The sequence below is a fragment of the Halorubrum gandharaense genome (assembly GCF_054654575.1).
The window spans coordinates 1,527,494-1,541,154 of record NZ_BAAIET010000001.1 but is presented as its reverse complement, the minus strand read 5'-3'; the positions used below and the strand labels follow the sequence as shown (position 1 = coordinate 1,541,154).

The 13,661-nt window shown below is 62.2% G+C and carries 11 protein-coding genes; 6 read left to right on the top strand and 5 right to left on the bottom strand.

The features are described from left to right. Positions 1-550: 550 nt before the first annotated feature. Complete coding sequence (locus tag ACYQ07_RS07360) at positions 551-721, bottom strand: HVO_0758 family zinc finger protein (protein ID WP_459879309.1); 171 nt, start codon at positions 719-721, stop codon at positions 551-553. A 127-nt stretch (positions 722-848) separates the two neighbouring features. Here ACYQ07_RS07360 and ACYQ07_RS07355 point away from each other — a divergent pair, with 127 nt between their 5' ends. Next, positions 849-2,018: an MFS transporter gene (locus ACYQ07_RS07355; RefSeq protein ID WP_459879307.1), complete on the top strand. Its 1,170-nt coding sequence runs from the start codon at positions 849-851 to the stop codon at positions 2,016-2,018. A 441-nt stretch (positions 2,019-2,459) separates the two neighbouring features. Here the strand turns inward: ACYQ07_RS07355 and ACYQ07_RS07350 are convergent, their stop codons facing one another. Continuing rightward, positions 2,460-4,334 carry a hypothetical protein gene (locus ACYQ07_RS07350; protein WP_459879305.1) on the bottom strand — a complete coding sequence of 625 codons (1,875 nt, stop codon included), beginning with the start codon at positions 4,332-4,334 and terminating at the stop codon, positions 2,460-2,462. Positions 4,335-4,519: 185 nt separating this feature from the next. Next, complete coding sequence (locus ACYQ07_RS07345; RefSeq protein ID WP_459879303.1) at positions 4,520-5,518, bottom strand: transposase; 999 nt, start codon at positions 5,516-5,518, stop codon at positions 4,520-4,522. Between the two features lie 123 nt (positions 5,519-5,641). On the opposite strand from ACYQ07_RS07345, the gene ACYQ07_RS07340 reads away from it, so the two are divergent. The 4 genes from ACYQ07_RS07340 (at position 5,642) to ACYQ07_RS07325 (ending at position 9,296) form a co-directional block, all read left to right on the top strand. Then, entirely contained in the window at positions 5,642-6,748 is a 1,107-nt protein-coding gene (locus ACYQ07_RS07340; RefSeq protein ID WP_459879301.1) for an outer membrane protein assembly factor BamB family protein, read from the top strand. 200 nt (positions 6,749-6,948) lie between these two features. Continuing rightward, a complete protein-coding gene (locus ACYQ07_RS07335) occupies positions 6,949-8,046 on the top strand; it encodes a glycosyltransferase family protein (protein ID WP_459879299.1) in 1,098 nt (365 codons plus the stop codon). Continuing rightward, the gene (locus ACYQ07_RS07330) at positions 8,039-8,614 is read left to right on the top strand and encodes a DUF7109 family protein (RefSeq protein ID WP_459879297.1); all 576 of its coding nucleotides are present in this window, start codon (positions 8,039-8,041) and stop codon (positions 8,612-8,614) included. The genes ACYQ07_RS07335 and ACYQ07_RS07330 overlap by 8 nt, the downstream gene beginning before the upstream one ends. An 82-nt stretch (positions 8,615-8,696) precedes the next feature. Beyond that, the gene (locus tag ACYQ07_RS07325) at positions 8,697-9,296 is read left to right on the top strand and encodes an NUDIX hydrolase (RefSeq protein WP_459879295.1); all 600 of its coding nucleotides are present in this window, start codon (positions 8,697-8,699) and stop codon (positions 9,294-9,296) included. A 702-nt stretch (positions 9,297-9,998) separates the two neighbouring features. Here the strand turns inward: ACYQ07_RS07325 and ACYQ07_RS07320 are convergent. Next, complete coding sequence (locus tag ACYQ07_RS07320) at positions 9,999-11,228, bottom strand: MFS transporter (protein WP_459879293.1); 1,230 nt, start codon at positions 11,226-11,228, stop codon at positions 9,999-10,001. A 94-nt stretch (positions 11,229-11,322) separates the two neighbouring features. Next, complete coding sequence (locus tag ACYQ07_RS07315) at positions 11,323-12,723, bottom strand: signal recognition particle protein Srp54 (RefSeq protein ID WP_459879291.1); 1,401 nt, start codon at positions 12,721-12,723, stop codon at positions 11,323-11,325. Between the two features lie 193 nt (positions 12,724-12,916). Here ACYQ07_RS07315 and ACYQ07_RS07310 point away from each other — a divergent pair, with 193 nt between their 5' ends. Next, a complete protein-coding gene (locus ACYQ07_RS07310; protein WP_459879289.1) occupies positions 12,917-13,561 on the top strand; it encodes a LysE family translocator in 645 nt (214 codons plus the stop codon). Positions 13,562-13,661: the final 100 nt, after the last annotated feature.

Genomic DNA, 13,661 nt, shown 5'->3' with positions numbered 1-13,661 from the left:
GAAGTAGGTGTTGTACGTGAGCGGGTGCGGCGTTTATAAGCGGGTCGTGGATCGTTCCGTCTCTTGTTTATAAGCAGAGTTTGTTCGGTGAGTTGCTGGTTCTGCACATGTGAGGACCACCTCCAAAGCCCCAGCCGGCTCCGGTCGAGGGGCTCGCTGCGCGCTCATCAGGGCGTCTCTCCGCACAGCCCGACGCCCTGATAAGTGCTTACGTCGCCCGTCTTCCCGGAGCCGGCTGCCCCTTTGAGTCCCGCCCCCGCACCGCTCCGCAACCGCACCTCACGCCTCCCCAGCCTCGTCGTCGCCTCCGGCGACGACTCCCTCGCGCGCCGGCGAGCACCCGCTGGGCGCTCGCCGGGCGCGCCACCGCACCGCATCTTCGTTTATAAGGAGAGCGTCACCGCCACTCTCGACCGTCTATATACCCTACCGCCGGCGACGAATTGCAATACTCACTCCCGATGTCGTTCAGCAAGCACTCTCCACCGATCGCTATCTCACTCCAGTCAAATCCGGCGCGGAGATGCCAACGGAGGCAAAAAAGAGCCGCTCAGCGGAGTTCCTTGTACTCGTCGCCACACTCCGGACAGCGGCGGATGGCGAACACCTCGTCCGGCGGGTTCTCCTTTTTGAGCACCTGGTCGCACTCGGCGCAGTTGAGCCGCTCGTAGGTGTCCTTGGACAGGTCGCCGTCGCGGAGCGCCTTCCGAGTTGATTTCATATCCCCGGGTTGGACGGCGGGTGGGATAAAAACCCCGCCCGCAGTCCGCCGACGGGAAACCGTCCTGCGGCCGGCGCCCGCCGACCGGATTCGCAACCCTTGTTGACGCCGGCGACGAACCGCCGCCGTGTCCCGTACCCGGCTGTTCGGCTCGCTTTGCGGCCTCGTCTTTCTCGTCAACTTCGCGCGCGTGGTGTTCGCGCCGCTGGTTGGCGAGTTCATCGACGAGTTCGCGATCCGCGAGGGGACCGCCGGGCTCATCGTCACGCTGGCGTGGCTCGGCTCCGCCTCACCCCGTATTCCGACCGGCTGGGTGCTCACGCGCGTCTCGCGGACCCGGGTGATCATCGCCTCCGGCACCATGCTGACGCTCGGCGCGCTCGGCGTCGCGCTCGCGCCCGACGTGCGGGCGCTGATGGTCGCCGCGTTCCTCGTCGGCATCGGCAGCGGCGTCTACTTCGTCGCCGCGAACCCGTTCGTCTCCGAGCTGTTTCCCACCCGCGTCGGCCGGGTGATGGGCGTCCACGGCATGGCGAGCCAGCTGGCCGCCGTCGCCGCCGCCCCCGTCGTCACCGTCGTGCTCTGGTACGACTGGCGCTACGCGTTCGTCGGGCTCGCGCTGGCCGCGGCCGCGACGACCGTCCTGTTCGTCCTGCTCGCCCGCCGCACGGACCTGCCCGAGGCCGGCCGCGACGACACCGACTTCCTCGGCGGCGCGCTCGCGGAGTGGCGGATCATCGTCGCCGGCGTGGTCCTGATGGGACTGGCGAGCTTCGTCTGGCAGGGGCTGTTCAACTTCTACGAGCTGTACATGGTGAACAAGGGGCTTCCCACGGCCACTGCGCGCAATCTTCTTACAGTCGTCTTCGCCGCCGGCGTCCCCGCGTTCCTCGTCTCCGGGCGGCTAGCCGACCGGTACCCGCACGTGCCCTACATCCTCGCGATCCTCACGGCGTTCGTCGCCAGCGTCGTCCTCGTCGTGCTTGCGCAGGGGCTCGTGACCATCGTCGTCGCCAGCCTCCTCGTCGGCTTCGCCATCCACATGCTGTTTCCGGCGGGCGACACCTACCTGCTCGACTCGCTGCCCGACGAGAGCCGCGCGTCGGCGTACGCCGTCTTCTCGGCCGGCATGATGACGACGCAGGCTGCCGGCTCGTGGGTCGTCGGCATCGCGATCGAGGCCGGCCTCACCTACGACGCCGTCTTCCTCGGGCTCGCCGCCGCGCTCGCCGGGCTCATCGCCACCTACGGCCTCCTCGATCGCGCCGGGTACGTGCCCGGTGGGGCGGCGGGATAGCGCGGTCGGCGATACCAACTCCCGACCGATCCCCAGCTGACCGACAGATTGGAAGTGAAACTGGAAGTGGACACAGTTGTCTAATCGGAGGGATTTGATACAGAACCAAAATTTGAAGATGATGTCCCACCAGAACTAACTTCAAGTACATCTCGGCTGGCCGCTCCATGTGTCCGAGTCGCCAGGGTGATCACGTCGGAGTCTCGAACAGAGAGCAGCTGGAGCACTGCGTCAGAGCGCCGGCGCACCCGGCTGCACTCAGCGACTATACAGCCAACGGTATCAGTAGGCAGTTTTGAAAGTCACTCTCCAAACGCAAGGATCGGTGCAATGGTTGAGTGATTGGGACTGGCAATTGGCAACCCAATATCCTGCCAGTAAGAGAGATACAGGAGACATCTTCCACTTGACCCTCCCCGAATCGGGAAGGATCAGTTTATTCTATTCTTGGTTATATTTCTTCACTCGACGTTTGAGTAAATAGACTGCACCAGTTATGGTCCATAGTCCGGTTAATAGGCCAAATCCGGGCGCATCGTCGTCTGTTTCGTTCGAGTCTTGACTATCTTCTTCTTGTTGATCGTCGTTGCCTTCGGTTGCCCGCTCTTCTTCCACTGTGTCTTCTCCTTCTTCGTCTTCTTCATCAGTTTGCTCGTCCTGTTCCGCTGCCTCTTCTGCGACAACCGATGCATCTACCTCAGGATCAGCTTGCTGCTCAAGAACTTCAGATATTGATAAACTCTGTTGTTCAATATTGTCATCTATTGTAGGTGTCCCGAGATCACCTGTCCTTTCAGCGTCATATACCATCAGAATATATCCAGTAGGGAGATCACCCTCAATTTTGTTTGTCGAAACTACCTCACCGGTCACCTCATACTCTCCCTGTTTTATATCGGCTAGAACATCTTGGGCTACAGACGATGCGCCCATGATCATCACTAGATCATCTTGGTTATTAGGGGCTTGATCCCAAGCAACCCCTCCATGAAGAACGACATCAACAGGCGGGAGTTGAGTGCCAGTTGATGACTCTATGACTCGTTTGCTACTGATTGTATTCATGTGGAGATTTGTTTCTAAAGAAACAACTTTGCCTTCATAAGCTCCAATATTTTCTGATAGTTCGGATGCATCCGACACTGGAGTAGAGTCCTGCTGTTCATTGATAGTGTATAAAAGGGGCGCATTATCATGAGAAGGGATCGTATCCTCTTCTTGGAATTCACCTATGAAATCACGGGCAGGTGACTGAGGTGGTACCACAATGCCATCAACTGTTGCTTCATTATCTTTCCAATATTGTGTCTCAAATGAGGTTGTGATGATCCGTGGTTGAGAAGAGTACTGAAGAATATCTCCAATATTATCCCCACTAGTATCGTCAAGGGCTGAGTGAGAATGTTCGCCAACAGATCCAAATAGCTCTCCGGATTCAAGAGGGTCATCAACGAGTACGCCAACAGTCGTAGAGAGTGGGATTCCTTCATCATCAACGGCTAAGCTGCGGTGGTGAGCCTGAATCTCGACGTGTTCTGCGTTATATTCGTCGGGGTTCTCGTATACTTCAGTAACACTCTCAACCGTGGGGTCCCGAAACTCAACGTTGGTTGCTACTAGCGTTTCAAACTCTAAATCGCCGTGTTCAATTACATCGACATCAGGTGAAAGTCCTTCTACGACTGCTACTCCCTCTCGTGGATATTCATCAGAGAATACGATATAGAGCCCGTCATCCGAGGCAAGCACAAAGCTCTGATGTCCCAAGTCATGCGAATCCTGTTGTCTTGTTTCCTCAATATCATCTTGCAAAGCTTCCGGAGCAGTGAAAATCGCACCGTCCATCTTTGTTGTTTCCGGCGTGATCTGAATCGACCTGGTCTCTGTGGTTCTATCTACGGTCGCCGTCTGGGTGGTTACAGTGCCTTCTCGTTCTACTTCACCTTCAACTTGGAAATAGAGTTCTTTGTCTCCGAGTTCCTCGAACGCATATAAAACTTCAACATCTACTGACTCACCATCTTCAAGGCTAATTTCTTGAGTTGTCATCTGTTCGTTATCCACATAAAGATGGAATTCAAGGTCAGCAGACCAATCCGCTGGTAACTGTGGTATAGCTGCAGAAGACGATATTTCGACCTGTTCACCTACTGTTGCCTCAGAAGCAGTAGTCACCTCGCCGATCTCCACGTTCGATGTGTCAATATCATCCTCAGCTATTACAGGAGCAGTTGTACCTACGAGTAGGATTATTATAAGAGACATAAAAAGGACTCCCAGCATTTTCCACAATCGTGTATTAGTCCGATGATTCACAAAAACTGGTCAAAGGTGCAGAAGCAAAAAGATAATTATACAACTATTGTGGTGAGTTATCATGCGTGGAGGCTATATTACAATTTTAATGCATAATTAAGGCTGCATAGCTGTGTTTCCGGAGAAATAACCTACATCTGGGGAGTCTACCAATCTCAGTTACTGGCGGTGGTGCAGAACAGTTCTCATAGCGTGATCGTTGAGCTAGCGACATCGTTTCCTCGATGGTGGTTAGTGAGCGCAACGGCAACCCGGAGGCAAAGAGTAAGGAAGACGTGCGATTTGACTCTGACTCGGCCTCGGACCCGTGGGGATCCGAGGCCGAGATCCTTGCAGACGCCGATCGCCGTTTCAACACGCGATCGCTGTGAATACGTTTCGTCGAGCTGACGCTGCCGAAGACGGACTGTCTCGCTATACTCTTTGATTCGGTCTTCAACCCGGTATTCGATATCTAGCGGATCGTCAGTATTCCGTGGATTGTACGGTGCAACCGGCACGACCGCCTGCGCCAGCAGGTGGTCGTGCCAGTTCAGCATGTCAAACTCGGAGTCACCAACCATCCACCGTGGGGTTTCAACGGCGAGCGCGTCACGCGTGACGCGCATCGCCGTCTCCTGGTCAACCTTCTTTCCGGACGTGAACGCTGCTGCAATCGGAATGTTGTTTGCTGCGGTCACTACACAGCATCCATAGCCGTAATAGAAGTCATCGTCAGTGTGATCGTAGTTCCACTGAGCGTCTTCATCACGCTGACTAACCGGAATATCAGTACCATCGATTCGGAAGAGCTTGCCGAGCGGGACTTGCTCGGCAAGCTCGTGGACTAACTCGATAAACACCTCTTCTGCAACGACTGCGAAGTCAGTGATGAACCGATCGAGCGTCCACCGAGACGGTGGTCGGTCGAATCCACATTGGCGCCAGACATCTTCGTTCCGTAGCTCTCGCTCCATTGGCCGAAGTCCGTAGATATCGCGGTAGAAGCAATGGAGGACACCTTTCAGTAATTCTGGGGGGTCGTGTACACGTGTTCGCCCCCTCGAATCGGGGGCGAACACGGGGTAGTCTGTGAGAAACGAGAGATCAAGCGGCTTAAGAAGTGCTGTTGTCTCTGTCTCCAGAGCTTTGAAAAGCTGTGCGACCGTATCGTTACCCGGTAGGACGGCTTTGCTGCTGGACACATCAAACTCGTCCTACCACTTCCTTGTGAAGGCTTCTGCACCACCGCCTCAGTTACTATTAGATCGGCGGATATCACGTTCAAGTTTCCACAGACTTTTTTACACCTAGGCATATCTGCGGATATGACAAACCGTCGTGAATTTTTGGCTACAACTGGATCAATAGGAGCCACAGTAGCAACCGCCGGTTGTTTTAGTCCAAATACCGAAAGTGAACAATCTGAACCAGATGCCGAAAATGAAACCGAGGAAGAAAGAGCGCCATCAGTCGAGATAACTGAATCATGGACATTTGAGGCCGAAAACACATTTAATTCAACACCCATAATTAGGGATGAGGTTGTTTATGTATACAATGACGACAGGCGATTGTACGCTATTGAATTAACATCTGGGGAAGTATTATGGGACTTTCAATTTGATAGTTTATCAGGTTCAATCTACCCGCCCGCTATAGGTGAAGATTATGTGTTCACACGTGCTGATTCGGATGGCTTCTCGGTATACGCACTGGATAAATCAGATGGAAGTGTCGTTTGGGAGCAAGAGGATTTAAGAAGGGCGCACACCGTCACTGATAACGGACTATTTACTGCACGAGGAGGTATCAAATCCATTGACATAGAAACGGGGGAAATCAATTGGGAGTACAGTGCCTCTTCTTATGGAACTCCTCCAGTAGCATCTGGTACGAAAATTATTGGAATTGGAGGATCTGAAATATATGCCGTTGATCAACTAGACGGTGAAGAAATATGGCATGAACAGGCCCCAGGAGATATTAAATCCGACAGCTTGCATATCTTGGACGACGTAGTAGTATTTTCCGCTGATGATGAAAGGATTCACTTCTTGGATATTGAAGACGGTGAAACTAAGCAACAAGTCGAGACTGATGGAACAGCAGAAGTCGCAGTTGTTGAGGAGGACTTATATTATCAAGATGGAGAAGGTTTACACTTATATGATCTTTCAGATGGTGAGGAAATTTGGACGACAACGGATCGACCCGCGGCTAGAGGCGAGATCCCTAATCAATACTCAAATGGCGAATTAATAACGGTGTCATCGGTTTCCGGTGCAGCACATGTTAATAGAGATAATGGGGCCGTTTACGAACTATTTGATGTTGAATTACCTCCAAATGTTGGACATAGTGCAACAGAGGATTGCGTTATTATCCCAGATGGTTCTCGATCTCTTAATGCGTTTGTGGTGGAAAAGGAATAAAAAACGTTCATTCACTGAAACTCGATCAAGTTCAGGATGTGGGCGTCGACGAGTTCATGATGCCCGACGACGACGGATATGTGCCCGGCGGCGCCGCGGGGTAGCGCGGTCGGCGACACCGAAACCGCACGCCAGTTCCCAACCGGAAGCTCCGACGGGTATCGTGCGTATTTAGGCGCCGCTCACCCTCCATTTCGGTAATGGAGTACGTTCAGGAGCGCGTGACGACCCTCCACGCGCTGACGGACGCCCGACCGGCGGCCCCGACGGATCGCGCAGCCGTGGTCGTCCCGATGACCGAACGGGAGTACGGGACGCTCGCCGCCGAGCGCGTCCTCTCCGCGCTGGAGACGGTCGACCCTGCGCGGGTCGTCGTGCCGCTGCGCGCGCCGGCCGAGCGGGCGGGCCGATTCGCCGACTGGCTCGACGAGTTCGATCTGGACGTGGAGGCGCTATGGTGTGACGGCCCGCGACTCACCGAGCTGTTGCGCGAATCGGGTGTCAACGGCGAGCGCGGAAAGGGCCGCGACGTGTGGATCGCGCTCGGGCGCGCGCTCTCGGAGGAGTACGTCGTCGTCCACGATGCGGACACGAAGACCTACTCGCCGGCGTTCGTCAACCGCCTGCTGTTCCCGCTCGGGCAGGGGTACGACTTCTCGAAGGGGTACTACGCCCGGGTGGAGGACGGGTCGTTGTACGGCCGGCTGTTCCGGCTGTTCTACCGGCCGCTGGTCCGGGCGCTTGCGGAGCGACACGACGAGCCCGTCGTGGAATATCTGGAGGCGTTCCGCTACGCCCTCGCCGGCGAGTTCGCGGCGACGAGCGACCTCGTGAGCGAGCTTCGGCTTCAGCGTGGCTGGGGACTGGAGGTGGGAACCCTGGGCGAGGCGTACGCCCACGCCGGCTTCGACGGGAGCGCGCAGGTCGACCTCGGCCGGTACGAGCACGACCACCGCTCCGTCGACGGACCCACCGGTCTCGCGGACATGAGCGAGGCCGTCGGCGAGGCGACCCTCCGCGCGGTCACGGACCACGGCGTGTGCGTCAACACCGACGGACTGACGGACGCCTACCGCGAGGCGGCCGAGCGACTCGTGCGGAGCTACGGGACCGACGCCGCGTTCAACGGGCTCGACTACGATCGGGAGGACGAGCTATCGCAGGTCGACACCTACGCCGACGCCGTGAGCGAGCCCGGCACCGACACGCGACTCCCGCCGTGGAGCGACGCGCCGGTGTCGCCGGCGGACGTGGCCGCCGCCGCCCGCGAGGACCTCGCGGAGGTGCGCGATGAGTGAAAACGGCGGAGAGGACAGGGAGGTCGGCGGCAATGGTGAGGCCGAGTCCTCCGACGATACCCCCAGCGTCGCCGCCCGGGACGACCTCGCGGGCGTCGTCGACCTGTTCGGCGCGCTCACCCGCGAGGAGCTGTCGGACGCGCTCTCCGAGCTGGCGTTCAAAGCGCGTGCGGAGGTCGACGACGACGCCATCGCCGCCGCCATCGACGCCGGACTGGCCGAGTACTACCTCGTCGAGGCGCCGGCGTCGCTTGTGTCCGGGGGAGATGCGGACGCCGACGCGGACACAGACGCCACCTACCTCGCCGTCGGCCCCGCCGCATTCCCCTCGCTGCCCCCGAATGCCGAGGACCTCCCGCACATCCTCGACGTTGGCGACCGGACGGTCGACCGCGAGGCGGTCGCCGAGCGCGTGCTCGACCGGCTGCGCGAGGAGGCCGAGGCCGCCGTCGCCGCCGGCGAGACGGAGCGACAGGAGGACCTCCTCGACGTCACCTACGACGTGGAGCTGTGGGCGCCCGTCGACGCCGCCGACGTGCAGGAGACGCTGCACGACGCGCTTGAGTGAGCGGGGGCGACCGCCGGCACGAGCTTCCCGCCCCGGCGGAATCGGAGTAACGTTAACGCCCCTCGGGCCCATTCGCCCCGATATGGACCTGTCCGGGCTCGGTCGCCACACGCCGAGCACCATCGCGGACGCCCCCCGTGAGGCCGCCGTCCTCGCGCCGGTGATCCGGCGCGGAGGTGACGACCACCTCCTGTTCACCAAGCGCGCCGACCACCTCGGCGAGCACCCCGGCCAGATGAGCTTCCCCGGTGGCGGTCGCGAGCCGTCCGACGGCTCGTTGGAGGAAACCGCGCTTCGCGAGGCGTACGAGGAGGTTGGTCTCCTTCGTGACGAGGTGTCGGTCGCCGGCCGCCTCGACGACGTGCAGACCACCACGGAGTACGCCGTCCGCCCCTTCGTCGCCACCGTCCCCGACCGCGAGTATCACCCCGACGAGTCGGAGGTCGCCGAAGTGGTCGTCCTCGCCGTCGACGATCTCGTCGACCTCGCCAACTACGAGTCCGAGCGGCGCGAGCATCCGGAGTACGGCGACCACCGCATCCACTTTTTCCACGTCGACGGCTACACCGTCTGGGGCGCCACCGGACGGATGGTCGTCCAACTGCTGGAGTGGACCACCGACTGGCGAATGCCTGCCGAGGTCGACCGCGTCGTCGACCCCGACGCCGACCTCCCCGTCTGAACGTCGCCGTGTCGTTGCGGGTGGCCTGATAAGCGGGATGTGTGGTGACTGCGACCACGGTGAACGCCCCCAAAGGCTCAGCCGGCTCCCTTTAAGTAGTTGCCCCGGTAATTGCGCCGGCGAACACCTCCAAAGCCCCAGCCGGCTCCGGTCGAGGGGTCCGGAAGACGGTCCGGCTCGCGCTTTTCAAGCGCTCGCGGGCTGCGACTTCCGTCGTCCCGCTCGCTGCTCACGGCTTCGCCGTTCGCTATCGAGAGCTCCCTCCGGTCGCTCTCGCCCTGCTCGCGGGACGCTCGCTGTCGTCCGAAAATCGGAGATTTTCGTGATGACGAGAGAGCTGCGCTCTCTCGAACCACGCGCTCAAAAGGCCTCTCCGCACGGCCCGGCCTCTTGAGTGCTTGCGTCGGCCGTCTTCCCGGACCACGGGCGAGACGGTCCGAGAGACCGTCTCGCTGTTTCCCGCCTGCGGCGGGAACGACTGCCCCGTTGAGTCCTCCCCCGCCCCGCGCAGCACCGCACCTCACGCCTCCCCAGCCTCGGCGGAGAGCGCGCCGGCGGACCGCACCGCCATACCGGCGCGCTCTCCGCCTCCCTCGCGCGCGTTTCTCGCGCGCGCCGACCGCACTGCAGACTCGTTTATCAGTAAGCGTCACAACCACCCTGGATCGGTTATATTTCGCGTCCGGCGGACGATGTCGTGGCCTACCCCTCCGTCACCCAGAGCCCGAGCGCGCCGGCCGCGGCGAGCGCCATCGCCGCCGCGAGCAGGCCGAACGCGGGGCGGAAACCCGAAAAGTCCGCGACGGTCCCCACGACTGCCGGCGCGAGGGCGCCAGCGCTCATCAGCAGCGTCCGCACCACGCCGAGCCCCCCGCCGGCGATCCAGTCGGGCAGGAGGTCCATCAGGTACGCGCCCCGCACGGGACGATATCCGTGGGCGCCCAGCCCGAGCGCGACCACGAGGACACCGAGCGTCAGGGGGCCGGCGGCCGAGAGGAGGACGACGCCGGCGAGCGAGACGGCCGCCAGCCCGAGCGCGGCGACCATCACCGGGAACCGCCCGACTCGGTCGGAGAGGTCGCCCGTGACGAGCTGGACGAAGGTGACGGCGAACAGCGCGGAGTACAGCAGGCTGGCGGTCGTCGTCGCCAGCCCAGCCTCCTGTGAGAGGTACAGCGGGAGGAAGGCCACGGTGCCGTTGTACGCGAACGAGCAGGCGACGGTCACCAGCACGAACACCGTAAACCGGGGGTCACGGAACAGCGCGAGGTAGTCGCGGGCGCCGGGGTCGGGATCGTCCGTCTCCGCCCCGCGGTCGGCGTCCGCCGGCAGTCGGCTCGGCACCCGCAGGAGGAACGCCGCGGCGAGCACCAGCGCGACGCCACCGCTCACCAGAAACAGCGCCCGCCAGTCGGCGCCCGGCAGCCGGTCGAGCACCAGCGCGAGCACGGGCGGCGCCGACAGCAGGACGACGATGATCGCGGGCGCCACCACCCCGCCCAGCGCGCCGATGGTGTCGTGTGCGCCCAGCGCGCGTCCCGTTCGTGCGGGATACACCCGCGAGAGCAGGCGGACGGCGACCGTCTTGTGTGCGCCCGTCCCCGCGCCGATGACGAGCATCGCGACGACGAGGACGGCGAACGGCGAGTCGACGACGAGCACGAGCGCGCCGAGGCCAGCGACGGCGACGCCGGCGGCGATCACCCGCACCGCCCCCACCCGATCCGCGACCGCGCCGCTGGGGAACTGGACCAGCGCGTAGACGATCATGAAGCCGGTGAAGGCCGTCCCGATGACGGCGTTGCTCACGCCGTAGCTGGCCTGCAGCGGCTCGAACAGCGGCGGGAACGCGTAGCGCAGGAACTTCCCGAGAAACCAGATCAGCGCCGCAAGGAGGAGCACGTCGTAGTCGGCAACCCGCCGGAGTCTCATCGAGTGGGGGTTGCCCGGTCGGACGCTTAAAAGAGCCGAAGTGGGCAGACGGGGCCGGGGACGCGTCGTCGGCCCGGGGCAGGGTCGACGGCGATCAGCCGAACGGCCCCTTGCCGCCGCCCATCATGTCGCCGAGGCCGCCGCCGCCGCCACCGCCGCCCATCTTCTTCATCATCCGCTGCATGTCGCCCTCGCCCATCCCCTGGAACTGGCCGATCGTCTGTTCCATCATCGAGTGCTGTTCGAGGAGCTGCTGGACCGTCTCCTCGTCGGTGCCGGAGCCGCGGGCGATGCGCTCGGTGCGCGACTGTCCGACGACGCGGGGGTTCGTCAGCTCCTCGTCGGTCATCGAGTCCATGATCCGCTCGAACTTCCGCATCCGGTCCTGGGTCACGTCCATCGCGTCGTCCGGGAGCTGGTCCATCATCCCGCCGCCCATCCCGGGGATCATGTCCATCACCTGGTCGAGCGGCCCCATACGGCTCATCGCGTCCATCTGCTTTTGCATGTCCTTCAGGGTGAACTCCCCCTGCAGCATGTCCTCGGGGTCCCAGTCCTCCTCGCCCTCCTGGGCCTCCGCCATCGCGCGCTCGACGCGCTCGGAGAGCTGCTTGAGGTCGCCCATCCCGAGCAGCCGGGAGATGAAGCCGGACGGCTCGAAGCGCTCAATGTTCTGCACCGTCTCGCCGGTTCCGAGGAAGGCGATGGAGGAGTCCGTCTCGTTGACGGCCGTCAGCGCGCCGCCACCCTTCGCGGTCCCGTCGAGTTTGGTGATCATCACGCCCTCGATGCCGATCGACTCCTCGAACTGCCGGGCCTGATCCTTGGCGCCCTGGCCGATGGCGGCGTCGAGCACGAGCAGCGAGCGGTCGGGGTCGACGGCGCGCTCGATCTCCTCGATCTCCGCGATCAGGTCGTCCTCCAGCGCGTGGCGGCCGGCCGTGTCCACGATGTGCACGTCGGCGTCCGCCGTCTCCTCCAGCCCTTTCCGGGCGATGTCGACGGGGTCGTCGTTGTCCGGGTCGCCGTAGAAGTCGACCTCGGCGCGGTCACACATCTGCTTGGCCTGGTCGTACGCGCCCGGCCGGAACGTGTCGGTCTGGATGACGGCGGGGCGGAGCCCCTTCGTCGAGAACCACCACGCCATCTTGGCGGCGGAGGTGGTCTTCCCCGACCCCTGAAGGCCGGCGAGCAGGATCGTCTGGTTCTCCAGCGGGAGCTCCGTGGAGTCGCCGACGAGCTCGACCATCTCCTCGTAGACGATCTTGAGGACGTGGTCCTTCGCCGTCGTGCCGCCCGGCGGCTCCTCCTCCAGCGCGCGGGTCTTGATCGAGTCCGACAGCTCCATCACGAGGGAGACGTCGACGTCGGCGGACAGCAGGGACCGCTGGATCTCCTTGACGATCTCCTGTACGTCCTCCTCGTCGAGCCGGGATTTCCCCTGGAGCTTGTCGAGGCTGCTCCGGAGGGAGGAACCGAGGTCGTCGAGTACCATTTGCCTGCCGTAAGCGCCCCATGCGGTAAAGGCTTTGTTCGTCGCGTCCGCCGTGTTCGTCGCTCTCCGCCGGTGTGTGGACCGCTGACGCGCCCGCCGGCGGGGTCTCCGCACCCGGATTCCCCGAGCGGCACCGCGACGCCGGTCTCGCCGGGATCCGCGCGTATTTCCGGGCGCCCGACGATGTCGAACCGTGCCCGGCGCGTTTCTCCCCGACCCCGCCACGTACGCCCTCTTCGTCGCGGCGGCGGTCGCGCTGATCCTCACGCCCGGCCCGGACACCCTGTTCGTGCTCTCGCAGGCGGTCCAGTCGCGGGGGCTCGGCGCCCGCGCCGCGCTCGGCGTCGCCGTCGGCGTGCTGTTCCACACCCTGTTGGCCACGCTCGGAATCGCCGCCGTCTACCGGGCGGTTCCGGGGGCGGCGACCGCCGTTCGACTGCTCGGCGGCGCCTACCTCGTCTATCTCGGGGTCACGACCCTGCGCGATGCAGGCGCGGGCGCCGCTCGTGCCGGGGAAGGAGGCGCCGCCGACTCGGCGGTGCAAGCCACCGGCGGGTTCCGTCGGGGCTTCCTCGTCAACGCCGCCAATCCGCAGGTGGCGCTGTTCTTCCTCGCGTTCCTGCCCGGGTTCGCGAACGCCGGCGGGCTCGCGGGGAGCGTCCGGATGGCACTCCTCGGTGCCACGTACGCGGCGATCACGGCAGTGTATCTGGTCGGCGTCGCCGTGCTGGCCGACGCCGCCGCCCGCCTCGTGGCCTCACCGCGGACGGCGACGTGGATCGACCGGGTGGCCGGCGTCGTGCTCGTCGGCATGGGGCTGTGGCTGGCGCTCGGGTGAGTGGCCCTCGTTGACAACTCTCTTTGGACTACTTCAACCGCACTCGCAAGAACTGCCGCGTCCGAAATGCCATAAACAATCTTTATGAAACCGGGCGGCA